Annotated in this window: 21 protein-coding genes; 9 read left to right on the top strand and 12 right to left on the bottom strand. The window is 56.7% G+C overall.

Going from position 1 to position 18,372, the window contains the following annotated elements; translation table 11 throughout:
• Window positions 1–46 precede the first annotated feature (46 nt).
• The 4 genes from AC2FLO_RS18385 to AC2FLO_RS18370 are packed head-to-tail and all read right to left on the bottom strand — an operon-like array spanning window position 47 to window position 4,945.
• A complete protein-coding gene (locus AC2FLO_RS18385; protein ID WP_496753366.1) occupies window positions 47–544 on the bottom strand; it encodes a sarcosine oxidase subunit gamma in 498 nt (165 codons plus the stop codon).
• Between the two features lies 1 nt (window position 545).
• On the bottom strand, window positions 546–3,416 hold the full coding sequence (locus tag AC2FLO_RS18380; protein WP_496753367.1) for a 2Fe-2S iron-sulfur cluster-binding protein: 2,871 nt from the start codon (window positions 3,414–3,416) through the stop codon (window positions 546–548).
• A complete protein-coding gene (locus AC2FLO_RS18375) occupies window positions 3,403–3,660 on the bottom strand; it encodes a sarcosine oxidase subunit delta (protein WP_480588032.1) in 258 nt (85 codons plus the stop codon). Before AC2FLO_RS18375 ends, AC2FLO_RS18380 begins: the two co-directional genes overlap by 14 nt.
• Window positions 3,661–3,673: 13 nt before the next feature.
• Window positions 3,674–4,945 (bottom strand): FAD-dependent oxidoreductase, encoded by a 1,272-nt coding sequence (locus AC2FLO_RS18370; protein WP_496806641.1) that lies wholly within the window; start codon window positions 4,943–4,945, stop codon window positions 3,674–3,676.
• Between the two features lie 159 nt (window positions 4,946–5,104).
• Here AC2FLO_RS18370 and AC2FLO_RS18365 point away from each other — a divergent pair, with 159 nt between their 5' ends.
• The 3 genes from AC2FLO_RS18365 (at window position 5,105) to AC2FLO_RS18355 (ending at window position 6,689) form a co-directional block, all read left to right on the top strand.
• A complete protein-coding gene (locus AC2FLO_RS18365; RefSeq protein ID WP_496753369.1) occupies window positions 5,105–5,230 on the top strand; it encodes a hypothetical protein in 126 nt (41 codons plus the stop codon).
• Window positions 5,227–6,015 carry a phytanoyl-CoA dioxygenase family protein gene (locus tag AC2FLO_RS18360; protein ID WP_496753370.1) on the top strand — a complete coding sequence of 263 codons (789 nt, stop codon included), beginning with the start codon at window positions 5,227–5,229 and terminating at the stop codon, window positions 6,013–6,015. The genes AC2FLO_RS18365 and AC2FLO_RS18360 overlap by 4 nt, the downstream gene beginning before the upstream one ends.
• 197 nt (window positions 6,016–6,212) lie before the next feature.
• Window positions 6,213–6,689 (top strand): GNAT family N-acetyltransferase, encoded by a 477-nt coding sequence (locus AC2FLO_RS18355; RefSeq protein ID WP_496753371.1) that lies wholly within the window; start codon window positions 6,213–6,215, stop codon window positions 6,687–6,689.
• 26 nt (window positions 6,690–6,715) lie between these two features.
• Here AC2FLO_RS18355 and AC2FLO_RS18350 read toward each other — a convergent pair whose 3' ends face one another.
• On the bottom strand, window positions 6,716–7,762 hold the full coding sequence (locus AC2FLO_RS18350; RefSeq protein WP_496753372.1) for an aromatic ring-hydroxylating dioxygenase subunit alpha: 1,047 nt from the start codon (window positions 7,760–7,762) through the stop codon (window positions 6,716–6,718).
• A 102-nt stretch (window positions 7,763–7,864) separates the two neighbouring features.
• Window positions 7,865–8,788 carry a LysR substrate-binding domain-containing protein gene (locus AC2FLO_RS18345; RefSeq protein ID WP_480588020.1) on the bottom strand — a complete coding sequence of 308 codons (924 nt, stop codon included), beginning with the start codon at window positions 8,786–8,788 and terminating at the stop codon, window positions 7,865–7,867.
• A gap of 96 nt (window positions 8,789–8,884) precedes the next feature.
• On the opposite strand from AC2FLO_RS18345, the gene AC2FLO_RS18340 reads away from it, so the two are divergent.
• From AC2FLO_RS18340 to AC2FLO_RS18330, 3 genes are all read left to right on the top strand, one after another.
• Window positions 8,885–9,970 (top strand): hypothetical protein, encoded by a 1,086-nt coding sequence (locus AC2FLO_RS18340; RefSeq protein WP_496753373.1) that lies wholly within the window; start codon window positions 8,885–8,887, stop codon window positions 9,968–9,970.
• Between the two features lie 153 nt (window positions 9,971–10,123).
• On the top strand, window positions 10,124–11,065 hold the full coding sequence (locus AC2FLO_RS18335) for a fatty acid desaturase family protein (RefSeq protein ID WP_496753374.1): 942 nt from the start codon (window positions 10,124–10,126) through the stop codon (window positions 11,063–11,065).
• 3 nt (window positions 11,066–11,068) lie between these two features.
• Entirely contained in the window at window positions 11,069–11,386 is a 318-nt protein-coding gene (locus AC2FLO_RS18330; RefSeq protein ID WP_480588014.1) for a non-heme iron oxygenase ferredoxin subunit, read from the top strand.
• Window positions 11,387–11,398: 12 nt separating this feature from the next.
• Here AC2FLO_RS18330 and AC2FLO_RS18325 read toward each other — a convergent pair whose 3' ends face one another.
• The 6 genes from AC2FLO_RS18325 to AC2FLO_RS18300 all read right to left on the bottom strand — a co-directional run bounded on the left by AC2FLO_RS18325 (window position 11,399) and on the right by AC2FLO_RS18300 (window position 15,418).
• Window positions 11,399–11,599, bottom strand: coding sequence for a glutathione binding-like protein (locus AC2FLO_RS18325; RefSeq protein ID WP_496753375.1), 201 nt, complete (start codon window positions 11,597–11,599; stop codon window positions 11,399–11,401).
• A 119-nt stretch (window positions 11,600–11,718) separates the two neighbouring features.
• Window positions 11,719–12,006, bottom strand: a complete 288-nt coding sequence (locus tag AC2FLO_RS18320) for a glutathione S-transferase family protein (RefSeq protein ID WP_496753376.1) — start codon at window positions 12,004–12,006, stop codon at window positions 11,719–11,721.
• Window positions 12,007–12,019: 13 nt separating this feature from the next.
• The gene (locus tag AC2FLO_RS18315; protein WP_480588008.1) at window positions 12,020–12,901 is read right to left on the bottom strand and encodes an amino acid ABC transporter permease; all 882 of its coding nucleotides are present in this window, start codon (window positions 12,899–12,901) and stop codon (window positions 12,020–12,022) included.
• A gap of 55 nt (window positions 12,902–12,956) precedes the next feature.
• Window positions 12,957–13,790: a transporter substrate-binding domain-containing protein gene (locus AC2FLO_RS18310; RefSeq protein WP_480478031.1), complete on the bottom strand. Its 834-nt coding sequence runs from the start codon at window positions 13,788–13,790 to the stop codon at window positions 12,957–12,959.
• Window positions 13,791–13,826: 36 nt separating this feature from the next.
• Window positions 13,827–14,669 carry an amino acid ABC transporter permease gene (locus AC2FLO_RS18305; protein ID WP_496811738.1) on the bottom strand — a complete coding sequence of 281 codons (843 nt, stop codon included), beginning with the start codon at window positions 14,667–14,669 and terminating at the stop codon, window positions 13,827–13,829.
• Between the two features lie 2 nt (window positions 14,670–14,671).
• Window positions 14,672–15,418, bottom strand: a complete 747-nt coding sequence (locus AC2FLO_RS18300) for an amino acid ABC transporter ATP-binding protein (RefSeq protein ID WP_480588004.1) — start codon at window positions 15,416–15,418, stop codon at window positions 14,672–14,674.
• Between the two features lie 300 nt (window positions 15,419–15,718).
• Here AC2FLO_RS18300 and AC2FLO_RS18295 point away from each other — a divergent pair, with 300 nt between their 5' ends.
• From AC2FLO_RS18295 to AC2FLO_RS18285, 3 genes are read left to right on the top strand one after another with little or no spacing between them, the layout of a single operon-like run.
• Window positions 15,719–16,297 (top strand): carboxymuconolactone decarboxylase family protein, encoded by a 579-nt coding sequence (locus AC2FLO_RS18295; protein ID WP_496753378.1) that lies wholly within the window; start codon window positions 15,719–15,721, stop codon window positions 16,295–16,297.
• 11 nt (window positions 16,298–16,308) lie between these two features.
• A complete protein-coding gene (locus AC2FLO_RS18290) occupies window positions 16,309–16,896 on the top strand; it encodes a helix-turn-helix domain-containing protein (protein ID WP_496753379.1) in 588 nt (195 codons plus the stop codon).
• Window positions 16,897–16,908: 12 nt separating this feature from the next.
• Window positions 16,909–18,291, top strand: a complete 1,383-nt coding sequence (locus AC2FLO_RS18285; protein ID WP_480587998.1) for an MATE family efflux transporter — start codon at window positions 16,909–16,911, stop codon at window positions 18,289–18,291.
• Window positions 18,292–18,372: the final 81 nt, after the last annotated feature.

The raw sequence follows: 18,372 nt of genomic DNA, 5'->3' as shown, positions 1-18,372 counted from the left end.
CGCCCCGATGGTTGCCGATCTGCTGTGCCGTGGCGCGTGTGTCGGGTCAAGCCATGGCCCGCGCCAGATAGTCGTCGATCATGTCTCCAAAACTCTGTTCAACGCCAAACTCGAACCCGTCCTGATACCGCATCACCAACGCCTTGAGGCCAAAGACCTCGGTATAGGTCACCGCGGCTGGCCCGAACACGCTGTCATGCAAATCCAGCGGGCAGGCAATCGCCATGATTTCAGCAGCATCTGGGCCGGTCACACGGAAGAAAGTCATCGTGTCTGAAAACCGTACGATACTGATATCCGCAGGACAATCTGTGGGTTTCAGTTGCTCATCCAGCGCCTCTTCCCGCACCAGCGGTGCGCGAGCTATCCAATGATCGCGACCGATGAAGAACAATTCCGTGCCGTCCTTTTCGGTGCGATGATTGGGGCGGTCTGGAAAACCTGGCAAGGCTTCGCCAACCCAAGCCCCAACTACCTCGGCATCCCCTTTAAGGTCGAACAACGCGGTCAGCCCGCAGCGTTGAACCGTGACATCATAGCTCATCTCAGGACCTCAGCAGCTTGCCTTCAGGATCATGGAACACTGGTTTTGTCACCGTAACCGGGATCACATCATCCTTCAGCCGGACATAGGCGGTTTCACCCTGACGCGCATGGCCGTTTTCCAACAAGGCCAGTCCGACCCAGCGATTGCTCACCACGCTCCAGACACAGGCGGTGACCAGCCCATCGGTCGCCTCTTTCCGGCCTCCGGGCGTCAGGGGCGCACCTTCGGGGATTTGCCGGTTGGGATCTTCAGGCAGGATACCCACCAGCTCGCGCCGAGAAGCCTCGCGCGACCGGCGAAGCGCGATCGACCGCTTGCCCAGGTAATCGGGCTTTTTCTTCGACATCGCCCAGCCCATGCCCAGATCAAAGGCGTCGACGGTTCCGTCAACCTCGTGCCCTAATGACAGGAACCCTTTTTCAACCCGTAGCACGTGGCTGGATTCGGAACCGACTGGCAGGATACCAAATGGTGCGCCAGCCTCCATCACCTTGTTCCACAGCTCGGCCATATGGCGGGGGGCGACGTTGACTTCATAGGACAGTTCTCCGGTAAAGCTGACACGCACGACCCGCGCTGGCAGACCGGCGACAGTGCCATCGCGGAAGGACATGAACGGGAACGCCTCGGGCGAGAGGTCGATGTCGGTGCCAAGCGCCTGCATCACCTCACGCGCTTTGGGGCCGCAGATGGTGGCGTTGTTCCACTGGCTTGTGACCGTGGTGATCATCACCTGCCAGTCGGGAAACTCGGTCTGCAGCAGCTTTTTCATATGCCGGTTCACCGCATCCGCATGGCCAGTCGATGTTGAGACCAGCCAGCGGTGTTCATCCAGCCGGAAGACGACGCCATCGTCAAGTATCAGCCCATCTTCGGACAGCATCAAACCGTACCGCCCATCACCCGGCTTCAGGCTGGACATGGTGTTGGAATAGATGAAATCGAGAAACTTTGGAACGTCGCTCCCTTTCAGCTCGAACGTCCCAAGCGGAGAGCCATCATAGACCCCGACGCCTTCCCGCACCGCGCGACATTCGCGGTTCACGGCCTCTTGCAGGCCTTCACCTGGTTTCGGGAAGTATCCTGGACGCCGCCAGCGGGCACCGGCCTCATACATCACTGCGCCATTGTCCTTGTTCCACTGGGTCACAGGAGTATGGCGATAGGGGAACAGCCCCCACCCTTCGCGCAATCCGCCAATGGAACCGAAAGAGACCGGCGTGTATGGCGATCGGAAGGTGGTTGTGCCAACCTCTTGCAGAGGCAGACCCTTTTCCATCGCGACAGTGCCGATAATATTGATGTTACCGGTCTTGCCTTGATCAATGCCCATGCCACCGGTGGTGTAACGTTTGACATGCTCGACATTGTCATAGCCTTCACGCAAGGCCAGATGCACATCACTGACGGCCACATCGTTCTGAACATCCAAAAAGGCTTTGCCGCGCTGCCCCGGAACATCAACCCGCCAGAGCGGTTCAATCGCGTAGGGCAGATCTTCACCACCCTCAACAATCCGGTCTAGCGTCAAATCACCTGCCGCCGCGCCCACGGCCCGGCACGCTTGCACGGCTTGATCGGGGCAAAATGCGGCAAGATCCTCGTCAAATCGCAACGTGCTGCGGGACTGAGACCACAGGTGCACCGTTGGGTTCCACCCCCCAGAGCAAGCCAGCAAGTCGCAGTCGATCCATATCCCTGAACCGCCGGATTTCGGCACAGCCTTTACAGCGCGGACACTCTTGTGCCCTCGAACCGCGCAAACGACAGTTCTAGCATGCACCGTTATCCCGGAGACCAGATCCAGCGCCGCCTGCGGCACCGTGTTGCGACTGTCTAGGATGGCAGTAACTATAGCGCCTGCCGCAGATAAATCAGCGGCCACTGCATAGGCGCTGTTGTTGTTGGTAAACAGAACCGCGCACTGTCCGGGCGTCACACCCCAGCGGTTCACATATGCCTGCACCGAAGAGGCCAGCATTACGCCGGGGCGGTCATTGTCGCTGAACACCAACGCACGTTCCGTAGCGCCGGTTGCGATCACAACTTCCCCCGCACGAACGCGCCAGCTGCGTTCAAGGATCGAATCCTGCTTGGGGCTGCGCTCATTGACAATCATCAGATTGTGCTCGCGATAAGCCCAGACGGTTGCGTTTTGCAGATGGGTTACGTTCTCCATTCCGGCCAGCTCGATCACCGCATCGGCCACCCAGTTCATTGCCGGACGACCGCCAATTCTCAGATTCCGATTGAGCAGGCTGCCGCCCGCTTCGGTTCCTTCATCGGCCAGAAACACGCGCTTGCCCGCACGGCCTGTTTCAAGCGCGGCCTGCAATCCGGCAGGACCCGTCCCGGCTATCAGCACGTCAGCATGGGCATGACGTGCTTCGAAGTGACCCGTTGACGGAGGGTTGGACGGAGCGGCGGCCAGACCTGCGGCCTTGCGGATCGACGGTTCAAACAAGTGCCAGTTGGGCCATTTGAATGTCTTGTAATAAAATCCGGCAGGGATGAAGCGCGTGAACAACTGGTTGATACCGCCCAAATCGAACTCGGGCGAGGGCCAGCAATTGACCGACCGTGCGCTCAGGCCATCGCGTAAAGGGACGGTGGTCGCAGGGCGGTTGCCCGAGGCATCTTCGCCCTCCAGCTCCACCAACGTTGACGGTTCTTCCGGGCCGTGGCCCATGATCCCTCGCGGGCGGTGATATTTGAAACTGCGGGCCGTGACGCGCACGCCACTTGCCAGCAAGGCTGAGGCCAATGTATCGCCTTCGAACCCCTCAAAAGATTTGCCGTTGAACGTGAATCGCACGGGGCGGTTTCGATCGATACGCCCGCCCGAGGCGCGGCGATTATTCTGTGCCATCGGGCGCCTCCACAATGTCATGGGTCCGGGTGTCACGCCAGATCGTGAACCATTCACCACATCCGCGCGCGTGCCACCACTTTTCCTGAACCGGACCCAAGGGGTTTGGTGTCACGGTCAGGTATTCGACCCATTCCTCATCGGTGGCGGCGTTGGGGTCCGGGCGGTCGGCCCCAACCGGGCCGCCATGGATAAATTCGCTTTCGTTGCGCTTGCCACAGAACGGGCAGGTTATCAGCAACATGTCCTGTCCTTTCCTATCGCGCAGTTGTGGTTCCGGCTTCCATCACGAAGTCTAGATGCCGGAACCGGTCGAGCGTGAAGGGCGCCATCAGCGGATGCGGCGCGCCCTTTGCCACCAGATGCGCTAGTGTCAGCCCGCCCGCAGGAATCGCCTTGTATCCGCCCCACCAACCTGCGGTGACAAAAAGGCCCGGAACCTCGGTCTGGTCCATGATAGGCGAGGCATCATGGGTAATATCCAGATGCCCACCCCATTGCCGCATCAGCTTGAGTTTCTTGAAACTGGGAAACAAAGACAGCATTGCAGTCACTGTGTCCTCGAAAACATGCTGCTTGATGTCCCGACGGAAGCTTTGCCCCAGATCGGGTGCACCGCCGATCACCATCTCACCCTTGTCGGACTGGCTGAAATAGAACCCGCTGTCGGGGCAGTTCACGATGACATCAACCAGAGGTTTCACCGGTTCGGACACAAAAGCCGTCAGGTTCATCGTGCGCAGCGGCAGTTTCAACCCTGCGGTTTCGGTCAGAGTTGTCGTATGGCCCGAAACGGCAACCACCACCTTCTTTGCCTTCACGACCCCGCGATTGGTTTCGACGCCTTCTATCGATCCGTCTGCTCCGCGTATTAGGGACTGAACCGCCGTCTGCTGATGAATTTCGACCCCGCGCGCGTCAGCCGCGCGGGCATAGCCCCAAGCCACGGCATCATGCCGGTTCACGCCCGCGTCCGTATGCACCATGCCGCAGATGACCGGCAGGCGCGCACCCGGCCCGCCTCCTGTCAGCGCAGGAATACGACGCCTCAACTCCTCGGTCGTGATCTGTTCGTAGGTCGAGCCATATATGTCCATCGTCAATTGCCGCCTGCGCAACTCACGCAGTTTAGGCCAAGTCTGCACCACGTCCACCATGGTGCGTTTCGAATGCATCATGTTGAAGTTCAGCTCATCCGTAAGCCCTTCGTACATGGCGACGGATTTGACGTAAAACGGGATCGACTCGTCCCGCATATAATTCGAGCGGATCGTGACGGTGTTTCGGGCAATATTTCCGCCACCCAGCCAGCCGCGTTCAAGCACAGCTACATTTGTGATGCCAAATTCCTTGGCCAGATAATAGGCAGTTGCCAGCCCGTGGCCGCCAGCCCCGATCACGACCACATCGTAGCTGTTTTTCAATGGCGGGCTGCGCCATGCCCGAGGCCAGTTGCGGTGACCTGACAGCGCATTTCGAGCAAGTGAGAACACGGAGTAATTTTGCATGACGGTAATAATGTTTATCATTAAGCATTTTTCGTCAATGCTTTTTTGCCCGCCTGCTTCCAAGAGCTCGACAAGCTCCGCCCTATGCGGTTCCGAATTTTTCGATTAAGCTAATGTCATGAGTTTTCGCGTAGCGCAGTTCCATCAACGCCTTGCCGGTAAATGGTCGGCGCGCTCGTTATGGCCCTGTTTCATCATCAACTGCCGCAGCTCACCAACCCTGTAATGTCAGATAAACCGGGTGCAATGCGCCTGCTGTTTGCAACCGCCTCAGAAAAAGAGGCGCAGGATATGGACGTTACATGACACAGAAATCAGACCTTAATACCCTTCAACAGGCCTATGCGCGCGACGGAGTTGTGCTGTTGAAACAGGTATTGTCGCAGGACTGGCTAAACAGATTGCGCCGGGCTGTTGACGATGAAACCGCCAAGGGCGACCGCTATTTTGCCTATAAGAACATGCGTGAGCATCCGGGTGTGTTTCAAGACTACTGCCTGACCTCGGACGTTGGCCAACGCGTGGCCGAGGTGGCGGGCAGCCCCTGGACCTCGCTAATCTACGACCAGATATTTGCCAAAGATCCGGGGACAAAAACCCAGACGGGCTGGCACACCGATCAACCCTATTGGCCGGTGGCCGGACCAATCATGACCATGTGGATAGCTCTTGATCCGGTCGACCCGGACAATGGCGCGCTGGAGTTCGTTCGTGGATCACACGCTTGGGGTGCCAAGTACCGGCCTTTCAAAACCGACCAGCTTGGGGCGTTCCTGCACTATCTTGAGGAAGACAACCCCGACTATATCGACATGCCTGATTTCGAGGCCAACCGCGCCGCCTACGACATCTTTCACTATCCAAAGATGGAGCCCGGCGACGCGCTGGCCTTTGACGGCATGATCGTGCATTCGGCGATGGGAAACCGAACCTCAACCCGGCGTAGGCGTGGTTATGCCATCCGCTGCGCGGTGGACGGCGCGACCTATCAGCCGCGTGATGCCGTCACCGAATGGCTGCATGATGACAACCTGCGCCCCGGCGCGCCCTTCGCGGGTGATCGGTTTCCCGTGATCTACAGGGCTGCATAGCCTCTGGTCGTGCCGTCGATAACTTGACGTTGTGCCGTTGACGTCGCAGGGTTGGGCCATGACCATCATGACCCAACCTTTTGGATGCTATTACAACGCCACATAGATGGCGCGGTCCGTGATGTTCAGTCAGAAGGTGCCGCCACAGCGCGGCTTTTTTTCATCTCGCTTCTGTGGCAGAGAAACAGGAGGCAAAGATGAAACCCACCAATCTCAACCCAAAGGTACATATCCGGGGTGTGGAGCCCGATGACATGCCTTTTCTGCTGTCAATGATCCGCGCTCTGGCCGCACATCACGATGATGTCCCAAACATCAACGCCGCAGTGTTGGAGCGGGATGTGTTCGGCAATCCGCCATGGGTCTATATACTGGTTGCCGAAACGAAAGGCGAGGTCATCGGATATGTCGCCCTGAGCCCGCTCACACAGTTGCAGCTAGGCCGTCGCGGCGTCGACATGCACCACCTATTTGTTGGACGACCGTATCGCGGTATGGGTGTCGGGCGGCAACTTATCGAAAGCGCAAAACAAAAGGCGCGTGCGTTGTCCTGCTCTTACATGACGGTCGGCACCCACCCCGAAAATTCAGAAGCCCAAGCCGCCTACCTGACCTGCGGGTTCGAGCGACGGGACGCAGTGCATCCCCGGTTTCACTTCCCCCTCGATACCTAGTGGGCTTCAGAACCGGCCACCAAATCTTACACCCGATCAACTATGTTGATCGGGATAGCCTCAGCCTCAATCGCGCGGTCCAGAGCTTTGCGGAACAGTTTGGCCCCTGCGTCCAATCCAAGATCAATGTGTGGCGTCTTGGCGTTTTTCATGCCCAAGTGAACCTTCTCCAAAACCTCCTTATCCTCAAGAAACGCCATCCGCGCGCCATCATTCATAAATTCGGACACCTCGGCGTTATCGGGATCGGAATTGCGGTGCTGGAACCAAAAATACCGGGTCCGATCCTCATTTATCGGGGTCATGAAGTTGTAAGAGATGTTGATGAAGGTCTCGGCAACGGGCGGTTTGTCATAGCCGCCAGTCCCGACAGGCGTGTAGATGGATTTGTTCAGCCCGATCGCGGGCATGCACATCTCATAATGTTGCAGCCGGTCGCAATCCCCGTCAAAGGCCACCAGTTTCGCGTAGTAAGGCGATGGCGGCTTGTTCTCGATCCAGCGCGAAACGATTACGCCTCGATCTGTTCTATTCACATCCAACGGCTCTTCATCCGTGCCTGCACCTGCAAAGGACGACACATGAACCCAGGCCACATGGCTGGGGTCCAACAGGTTGTCGCAGACCCACAGGTAATGGCAATCAATGTCCATCACCCCGCCATCGGTTTTTCCCCAGCTTGGATCATCGAAATTATCAATCGGGAATATTTTGTCAGGATCGGCCAGCTCCGGGTCGCCCATCCAGATCCATAGAAACCGATAGCGATCCACCACCGGGTAGGATCTCACAACCGCCCGACGCGGGGTCATGCCACGCTGGGTCGGGCTATCAGTGCATTTACCCGAGCAGTCGAATTTCAAACCGTGATAGCCGCATTCCACAACATCGCCGATCAGGTTGCCATTGGACAGCGGCAACTTGCGATGCGGGCAGGCATCCTCAAGCGCGACGGGGGTGCCGTCCTTCTGTCGATAGAACACAATGTTTTCGCCCAGAAAGGTCTCGGCCTTCAGGTCGCGCCCGATATCCTTGCTCCAGGCGGCGACATACCAGCAGTTTCTCAGAAACATGGACGGGCTCTCCTGTTGGTCAGATTGCTTGCGCCAGTATGGGCGGATGCCCCTCCTCGTGCCATGCCGGAATGGTAATGGCTTATATAAGTCTGGCTAATTTCAAACATCCGCCGGGGCGGGGATTGCCGGCTGCTCTGCGACCTCAGCGTGAATCCAATTCAGGAATTCGGCCACTTTCGAACTGTCCTTGGCCTCTTGCGAGCGCACCAGCCAATAGGACAGGGGCGATTGCGTCATCTCGGCAAAGGGACGGATCAGGCGGCCATCCGCCAGCATATCAATGACCAACGGCTCGCGTCCCAAGGCCACGCCCAAGGCTTCGATAGCCGCCTGAACGACCATGTTCGACTGCCCCAGCCGCCGGGTGCGCATCGCGGCTGGCAGGTTCAGGCCGCATTGTCGCGCCCAAAATTCCCATGTCGGGCTGGCCGCTCCGTGATGCAGGTTTTCATCCACCAGCATCGTGTGCCGCGCCAGATCCTCAACCCGGTGCAATTCAGGCCGCAGTGAGGGCGCGCAGACCGGGAACAAACGCTCGGTCATCAGCAAATCTACTTGAAAACCGGGGTAATCGCCCAAGCCATAGCGAATCCCCACATCCGCATCTGCACCGGAAAACGGGTATTGCCCAGTATCTGTCGCAATGGAAATCGACAGGTCAGGATGCGCCAGGTCGAAGCGCAAAAGCCGCGGAAACAGCCAATTGAAGGCAAAGCCCGGAAGGCAGGAAATCACGATGGTCCGGTCGCTGCGCGTTTTGTCCCGAAGCTGCATACACACATCCGAGATACGCCCCAGCCCCTCTGAGATCGCATGTGCCAGTTGCTCACCTTCGCGGGTCGGGCGTGACTGGCGTGCGCCGCGCACCAACAGGTCGCGCCCCAGCCATTCTTCCAACGAGCGGACATGCTGACTGACGGCGCTTTGGCTGACGCCTAACTCTGCCGCGGCAGAGGAAAAACCCGAATGCCGCACCACCGCCTCGAAGGCGCGCAGAGCGGAATAGGGCAGGTTCAGGATCATATTAGCTACTCTAATGCCAACCATTATTACATTCAAATGGATTAGGCGAACCAATCCGGCCTAACCTATGGTGACCGGAACCCGCAGGAGACGGCTATGTCGGACATCACCCCCGAGCGTGGCGCGCGCAATCTGTTGTCGAACTGTGCTCGTGCAGCGGCAGGAGACCGGCTGCTGATCGCCTACGAGTCTCCCGAGTTCGGATATTTCGATGCCGACAGTGTTGAGATCGTGTCGGGCGCCGCCCGCGCGATGGGCCTGTCGGTAGATGCTGTGGATGTGGGGTTCAACCCAGGCAATCCACATCTGACCTCAGATCTTCTGGCCCGATTCCAAGCAGCCGATATTATCCTGTTTCTGGCGCGCCTTGGGGATCAGCTGCGGTTTTCGGACATGCCGCAGGGAAAGAAGATCATCGTCAGCTTTGCCCTCAGCCGAGAGCTGTTTGGATCAGGCTTTTCCAACGGCCATCACGACGCGTTCATGGAGCTTAAAACCGCGGTCAATTCAGTGCTGAACATAGCGCAGGATGTGCGCTTTACCTGCCCACTTGGCACGGATGTAAGGGGGCGGCCAGAGATGAACCTGGATCCGTCCGGCGACACCTCAATCCTGCGTTTCCCTATGTCCGTCTTCACTCCGGTTCCGGCCCACAGCTTTTCCGGCCGGGTGGCACTGATGTTCCTGACCGGCACGGGGTCGAAATACTATGATGAATATACAATCGAATTCGACCGACCGGTGTTTGCCAAACTTGACAAGGGCCGCCTGACAGGGTTCGACGGCAACCCCAATGATGCCGCCCGGGCCGAAGCACATTATGACCGGGTCGCCGGGCAGTTCGATATCGACCGCAATTTCGTGCACTCATGGCACGCAGGTATTCATCCCGGCTGCGGCTATCCCTGGGACATGCGCGACAATTACGAACGATGGGGGGGCGCAGCCTTTGGCAACCCGCGCATCCTGCATTTCCACACCTGCGGAGCTTACGCGCCGGGTGAGATTAGTTGGAACGTGTTCGACCCGACCATCGTGATAGACGGCGTGACCTTTTGGGAACACGGTGTTTTCCACGCCGACCGGTTGCCCGGCGGGGCGCAGATTCTTAGCCACTATCCTTGCGCCGCCGGGCTGTTTGCCCGTCCCGAAACGGATATCGGTTTGCGCGATGAAGGTTGACTTTCAGGCTTGATTGATCGTCCCGCCTCGCGATAGGCTTTTAGCAATAGGACCCGGCAGAAAGGGCCCTATGGTGCGGAGCACTCCCGTCTCCGGTGCCGGATCACACGATGAGGGCGAAGCCCCTGCTCCGGCAAAAATTGTGGAACTCACATGTCACAAGCAATCGTAACGCCTCTGACTCAGGCTTTGGCTGAAGGCAAGCTAACGCGCGAAGAACTAAAGGGATTTATGCAGCGATCAAACGGCCCCGGCCTGCGCCATCTAGCGCTTTGGATACTGGTGCTGGCCTGCACAACCACTCTTGTCACTTTGGCTTGGAACAGTTGGCTGGTCTGGCCCGCCATGTTCCTGCAAGGCATCGTACTAGTGCACCACTTTTCGCTACAGCATGAATGTGTGCACTACACTGTCTTTCGTACGCGGTGGCTGAATGATCTGGTCGGCCAGATTTGCGGGCTGATTATCGTACTGCCACATCGGTTTTTTCGCTACGAGCATTGCGATCACCACACCTATACGCAACTGACCGGCGAGGACCCCGAGCTTATCCCGCTACCCAAAACCATTGGCCAATACCTTCTGTACCTGTCCGCCCTGCCCTATTGGCGCGGTAAGTTCACCGAGTTGTTCCGCCACGCCGCCGGACGCCTCAGCGAAACTGAGCTGCGGTTCATCCCGAAGGTCGAACATCAGGCTGTGTATCGTGATGCCCGCCGCATGCTGATCATCTATGCGGCCGTCTTTCTGGGCATGGCTATCACCGGCTGGTGGGGCCTGATCTGGTACTGGGTCATTCCACTGTTTCTGGGTGAGCCGGTGATGCGCTTTATCCGAATGACGGAACATGTCGGTCGCCCGACCGTGGCTCAAATGTCCGAAAACACACGTACAAATCTGGTTTCCGCGCCATGGTCGTTTCTGTGCTGGAACATGAACTACCATGCCGAGCACCACTATGTGGCCTCGGTTCCTTTCCACGCCTTACCCCGCCTGCATGAAAAGCTGAAAGACCACATTCATGTTGAGCCCGGAGGGTATCTGGCCGCACATCACGAAATCCTGCGGCAGATCCGGCAAAAGGCAGGGGCGTGATCCATGGCGGATGAAAAACCCTGGAAAGATGTTATCGAAACAGATCGGTTGGAGAAAAACTGGGTCACGCGGGTCGAAGTGGGCACGCGTTTGATTGCGGTTTACGACACACCCACCGGAGTTTTTGCTTCACTGGCTCTGTGCAATCACGGCGGCGCTGATCTATGTGACGGGTATTTTGATGGACATGTCATCGAGTGCCCCTTGCATCAGGGCGCGTTTGATGTACGGGACGGCCACCCCGTGTCGGCTCCTGCCACGCGGCGGATGAAGGTGTTCGAAACGCGGGTTGAAAACGGCATGGTGCAAATCAAGGTATAGACTTGGCCAGCGTTAGACCGGTGCCGGTAACCCCGGCATCGGCACATAACCCGGCAAAGCCTCGATCCGTGCTATCCATGTGCGTATCGCAGCGTATTCTGTCAGTGAAAGCCCACCCTGATAGGACAGCGCCGTATAGGGATAACAAGCCAGATCCGCCAGTGTCAGCCGATCACCGACCAGCCAGTTTTGCCCGGACAAGGTGTGTTCCATAGTTTCCAGAGATATACGGCCCAGTGCCTGTGGCCCCTCAAGTCGATGTCGCGCTCGAACAACACGATTGCCCGGGCCGTTGCGAGCCCGTGAAAAATCTCATTCACCGAGAAAAACAATCACTGTTGATTCTCGCCGTTTTTCTCGGCGGATGCGGGCGTCCAATCGGGTGAGCCATATTTTTGCGCCAGGTACACCATGATCGCGGTGCTGTCGCGTAGGACAAAACCATCATCATCCAGAACAGGCACCTTGTTCAGTGGATTGATCTGCAGGAACTCAACTTGTCTTTGATCCCCTTTCAGCAAATCCACATCGACGATCTGGTACTCTATTCTAAGCATGGACAGAAGCATGCGTATCTTGTGGCAGCTCCCCGACAGCCGAAAGTCATAAAGCTTTATCATCAGGGCGGTTGCCTTAGCGCTTGTCCGAGCGTTTCTCCAACCGCGCGAACAATCGACTGAGCCCAAAACAGACAACAAAGTAGAAGGCGGCCGTGGTGATCCAAGCCTCAAAGATCATGCGGGACGAGGCCACAAGCTCAACCGTTTTGTAGGTCAGTTCCTGTACCGAGATCAGCGACAGGATCGAACTGTCTTTGATCAGCGAGATAAACTGGTTCGCCAACGGCGGCACCACTTTCTTCATCGCCTGTGGCAGAACCACATAACGCAATTCTTGAATGCGGCTCATGCCGATAGACCGCGCCGCCTCACGCTGACCTTTGGGGATCGACTGGATACCGGCGCGGACGATTTCACCAACAAAGGCGCTTTCGAACAGAGCCAGAACAATTACGCCCGACACCAGTGAGGGGAAGCGGCGCATGTCGCCGAAGAAGAACTCCCAGATTTGATTGTCGTCCTGCCGCGCAATCGCACGGGACCAGCGATCTAGGCTCAGCGCATCGATCAGCTGTTGCGAAAGGAAGAAAAAGAAGATGAAGACAACAACGACTGGGGGGACGTTGCGTAAAAACTCAAGATACGTGCGGGCCAGCATTCGGATCGTAAGATTTCCGGAACACCGCGCCACGCCCAGAATGGTGCCCAGGATCAGGGCAAGAATACCGGAATAAAAGCTTATACGGATCGTCGCCACAAGGCCCTGCAACAGCAGGTTGGCGAAGTATTCCTCGCGCCCCGAATGCCAGCCGACAACATAGCCCGGGATCAGTTCCCACCGCCATTTGTAGTTCAGCGTGCCTTCGATCGACAGCCAGATATACCCGAAAAAAGCGATCAGAGCCACCACGATCAGATAATCTGGCCATCTCAGTTTCTTCAGGAAATCTTGCACCGGGATTGCTCCGCCTCAGGGTCGGGGGCGGCAATGCCGCCGCCCTTTGTTTTAGTCACTGAGCAACCTGATCGGCCCACTCTTCTGTTGCGAACCAATAGTTGTGACGCTCTTCCAACCAACCCGAACGCCATTGCTGAGCAATCCAATTGTTGAAGAAGTTCAATGCATCCGGATCACCTTTGCGCATAGCAAAGGCTTCGCCGCGCGGATCAAACAGATCACCTTCCATCACGCGCAGAGTTTCAGGATTACGCCCTGCTTCCCGGTTGGGGGTAGGCTGTGAAGCCATTGTTGCGTGTGCATTTCCGTTAAGAACTTCTTGCGTCGACGCACCATCTTCATCAAATAGCAACAAGTTTGCCTCGGGGAAGTTTTCCGCGATCACAACAGCGGGCGTTGCACCGCGACGGGCCGCGAATGTCACGTCTGCAGAATTCAGATCAGCCTGAGTCATTCCATCTGTCAGTTCCTTATTTACCAAGATGGCCAGACCGGAAAAAGCATATGGATCGGTAAAGTTGACAGTCAGGTTCCGCTGCGGCGTCACAGACATGCCCGAGATGATCACGTCGAAATTGCCCGAAACCAGCGCCGGAATGATACCGTCCCATGCGGTGGGAACAAATTCAACTTCGACCCCCATGTCTTCGGCCAGCTTGCGACCGACATCCAGTTCGAAACCGATCAGGTCACCGTTCTTGTCGCGCATCGACCACGGTACGAATAGCGACAGCCCAATGCGGATCACTCCATCCTGCTTGATGGTTTCAATCACACTTTCGCTGGACAGGTTCTGCGTTGTGCTTTGCGCCCAACCTGATGTGGCGACGCCTGTTGCAACGACCGCGCTCAGCGCCGCCCCCAACATTCTGCGAGAAAGCTTCATCTTGGTTCTCCTTGTTGTCCGACATAGTTTTCAGTTTTATTGGTCGACGGCATATTTCTTCTCCAGATGGGTTACGCCGATCGACAGGATCAGGGTCACCACCAGATAGACCAGTGCAATGGTGAACCAGATTTCGAAACTCATGTAGGTATCGGATATGATGTTGCGTCCAAACGTGGTCAGTTCAGCCACCGCGATCACGCTTACAATCGCTGAGGATTTGATCAGGTGAACTATCTCACCGGTCATCGGTGGCAGCATGAACCGTACTGATTGCGGCAGAATGATATAGCGATAGGTCTGATACGGTGTCATCCCGATCGAATTTGCCGCCTCCCACTGACCCGTGGGAATTGCGTTGATACCAGCGCGGAAAATCTCGGAAATCAGGGCCGAATGAAAAACGGCAAGCGTCAGGATACTTGCCGTGTACCGGCCAAACCCAAAGATCGGCCCGAGCACATAATAAAAAAGATAAAGCAGAACCAGCAGCGGAATATTGCGGATCAGTTCTAGGTACCCCACGGCAACCGCTGACCCGATGACCAACCCCGATAGCCGCAACAGAGCCACCAAAAGGCCTATCGCCGTTGCCAGAAAAAAGGCGGTCACCGACAGTTGGATAGTGGCTACAAGCCCAATTGGGATTTCACCCCATTCAAACCCGACCTCGGTATTGCGGTACAGGAATTGCGGCACACGATACCATTGCCAGTTATAACCCATACTCTTCGCCCCGGCGTAAGCGCCATAGGCGATTAGACCAACAATAATGGAATAAATGACAACGGATATCAGGACCGAGTCGAAAAACCGCTTGTGAAACGGTGGCTTTGGCAACGGCTGGCCCTTTGGCCCGGATATGCCCAGATCGCTCACGTTCAATGCGCCAGAATCTGATCCAGGAACAAGCGGCACCGTTCGCTGGAAGGGTTGGTAAAGAACTGTTCAGGAGGCGATATCTCGACGATCCGACCCGCCTCCATAAAGACCATCGTGTCTGCGACCTTGCGGGCAAACCCCATTTCGTGGGTAACCACAACCATGGTCATGCCGGTTTTGGCCAACTCGACCATCACGTCCAAAACTTCGTTGATCATTTCCGGATCGAGCGCCGAGGTCGGCTCGTCAAACAGCATGATCCGGGTTTCCATGCACAAAGAACGCGCAATCGCCACGCGCTGTTGTTGCCCACCCGATAGTTGCGCCGGGTATTTTTCTGCCTGTTCCGGGATATGCACACGATCCAGATATTTGCGCGCCGTTTCTTCGGCCTGGGCCTTGGAGATCTTGCGCACTTTCATCGGGCCAATCATGAGGTTTTCAAGAACCGTCAGGTGCGGAAACAGGTTGAACTGCTGGAACACCATGCCAACTTCCTGGCGCAGTTCGCGGATCTCTTTGGCGCCGTCATAGACTTCGATCCCGTCGATGACGAGGCGACCGGAATTGTGCCATTCCAACCCATTGAAGCAGCGGATCAACGTCGACTTACCGGAACCGGACGGACCACAAATCACGACCTTCTCGCCCTGATGCACCGTCAGATCGATATTCTTAAGCGCATGGAACGAACCATAGAATTTGTCCAGATTGGTCACTTCGATCATCGGAGTGGCTTGGTTCATGTTGTGCCTATCTGGGTTCGGGACGCCGTGCCCGGTTGCCTTTTACGGTTTCGCGCGCATCGGTCCCTTTGAAGATACGTCTGGATGCCTGGGCCGATTGTCCCGCGCAGGGCAGTGGACCGATGTAACGGGACTGACGCTGCGATTGAATGGGGCAGCCTTCCAAGGCCAGAAACATCCCAATGTCGTTGCACTCTGATTAATATGGTTGCTTAATATGCAATACTCGTCAATAAAAAACTCAGGGCCCTAGTTTAGACCGCCCAATATTTGTGCCGACGATCAAAGGAGGAACTGAGAATGTCTGCCTGGATCAGGATGATCTCCGACGAAGATGCCGACGCACCGCTGCAAGCCACTCTGGACTTGGCGCGAACGCCGCATGGAACGGTAGACAACGTGATGCGCGTTCACTCTTTGCGGCCCAACACCATGAAAGGGCATGTGATTTTGTACCGGGCCTGTCTGCACGACGAGGTCAACACGGTTCCGATGTGGTTTCAGGAAGTGATCAGCTCTTATGTCTCCACGCTCAACACCTGTCCCTACTCTTATGCCAATCACTGGGCCAACGCGCGTCACCTGATCGCCGACGACGCGCGCGCTGACAAGATCGAGGCCGCTCTCACGTCTCTCCGCCCGCAGGACGCATTCGAAGGCGCGCATCTGGAAGCGCTAAAATATGCCGAGAAGCTGACATTCTCGCCAGGCAAGATGGTCGAATCGGATGTTGCCGCCCTCAAAGAGGCGGGATGGACGGATGGAGAAATTCTCGAAATCAACCAAATCGTCGGCTATTTCAACTATGCCAACCGATTGCTGAATGGCCTTGGTGTCACAACTGATGGCGACGTGGTGGGGTATTACGGTAGCGAGTGAAAGGACGGATCATGCAAGGGGACCCTCCGGGCAGACAGATCGACCGCGCCATTGGCGCTTCGCTGAAAGAATTGCGCCAAAGCCGCAAACAATCTGCACGTCGACTTGCCGAGCAATCCGGCATCTCAGCCGCCATGGTCAGCCGTATCGAAAATGGATTGGTTTCCCCGTCAATCGACACACTCGCCGCGCTGGCCGAGGCGCTTGAAGTTCCGATCGTTTCCTTGTTTCGCGAGGCGCGCACCGACCACACCGACTATACCCTTGTGCGTCATGGCGAAGGGCTTAAATCAACCCGCATCTCGGCAGGGCACAGCCACGAATATGTCAATCTGGCGCTGCATTCCCGCAAAGACCTGCGGTTCCAGGCGCGGCGCGTCACATTGCTGCGCGAAGGAGGTCCGCCGCCCACATATGTCGGCCACGGTGTGGTCTTTGTGCAGGCCATCGAAGGTGAGGCCGTATATCGATATGGCGAGGCACGCTTTACGCTGTTGGCAGGTGACTCCATCAGCGTAGATGCCGAGCTCAACCACGGGTTCGAAGAAGTTCTTACTCCCAAATTTGTGTTCCTGACGGTTCAGGCCGAGCGCCCATGAAATTCTGGTGACATGGCGCAGGCGATCGACCTTGACCTGACAAAAGGTTCCATTGCGGGGCACTTTCGAACATTGGCAATCCCCGGCGCGTTCGGAATGCTGTTCAGCACGCTCTACAACATTGTCGACATCTTTTTCGCCGGGCTACTGTCTACCAGCGCGCAGGCCGGGCTTGCCCTTGGGTTTCAGGCCTTCTTTATTTCGGTTTCAGTCGGCGTCGGATTGGGAGCCGCGATGAGCGCGCTGGTCGGCAACGCCTTGGGCGCAGGCGACAACCGAACGGCGCGGCGTCTTGCGGCACAGGGAATAGCATACGGGCTCGTTGCGTCTTGCCTGCTGGCCTTGGCCGGGTTGTGGTTCGGTCCTTGGCTCGTAAGGCTGGTCTCTGAACCTGGCGTGTATCGGGATGCCGGATTGCGCTATTTCTACTGGTTGCTTCTAGCAATGCCCGGTTTCCTACTGGCCCATGGCTGTAACGGTATCCTTCAGGCCCATGGCGATGCAGTTTCCATGCAGCGGGCACTTGTTGTGGCTTTTGCGGCCAACATCATTCTGAATCCGCTTCTGATCTATGGTATCCCCGGCGTGATCCCAGGCATCGGCTTTGACGGTCTGGCGCTCTCCACCGTGATCAGCCAGACCGGTGTGATGGTTTTTCTAGTTCGGCAGGTTCTGCGGCGACGGCGGATGAAACGCATGCGCGCCGCCTATTTCAAACCACGTCTCAAACGGTTTGCCGAGATTTCTCTGCAGGTTCTACCCACGGCTGTATCTTTTTCGGTGATGCTCATTTCGGTCTTTGTAATTCAGTTTGCGCTGAAGCTGTTTGGGGAGCATGCCATTGCAGGCTATGCAATCGCCATCCGCCTTGAACAGGTCTTGTTGCTGCCCATCTTGGGCGTCACTGGGGCGCTGCTGCCGATTGCGTCCCAGAATTTTGGCGCACGTGACAGTCAGAGAGTGCGGGTCTCGCTGTTTTATTGCTGGCGTGTGGGCTGTGTCATGTCCCTGATCGCGATCCCAATCCTTTGGTTCGGAGGCCCTCTGCTCATGCGCCTGTTCACGGACGATCCCGAAGTAACTCGCGTCGGCGTCAGCTACCTGCGCGTCGACAGCTTGATACTGCCCTTCTACATGATGCTGTTTTCGATCAATTCGCTGCTGCAAGCCTTTAAAAAACCAATCTGGACAGTTTGGATCAGCCTTTATCGTCAGGGCTTTGGAGTCGCATTTTTTGTCTGGGTGTTCATTGGCCTTCTGGGGTTCAATGAAATAGGAGTGTGGTTGGGAACTGCAGTTGCTGTTCTGACCGGCTGGGGCATCGCAATGGTCTTGACCGCACGCATCGCGCGGACTGAGATCAATGGATTGTGGATACCCACCTCTTGTTCATGAATATTAGGTGTTTGATCCCATGGTTTGATGGTGCGATCCTTTCTCAGGAATGGAAGGAAGCATTATGGGACAAGTTCGTCA

The organism is Ruegeria sp. TASC047 (genome assembly GCF_059612445.1).
The sequence above is the reverse complement of the archived record's forward strand: the minus strand, read 5'-3'. Positions and strand labels throughout refer to the sequence as shown.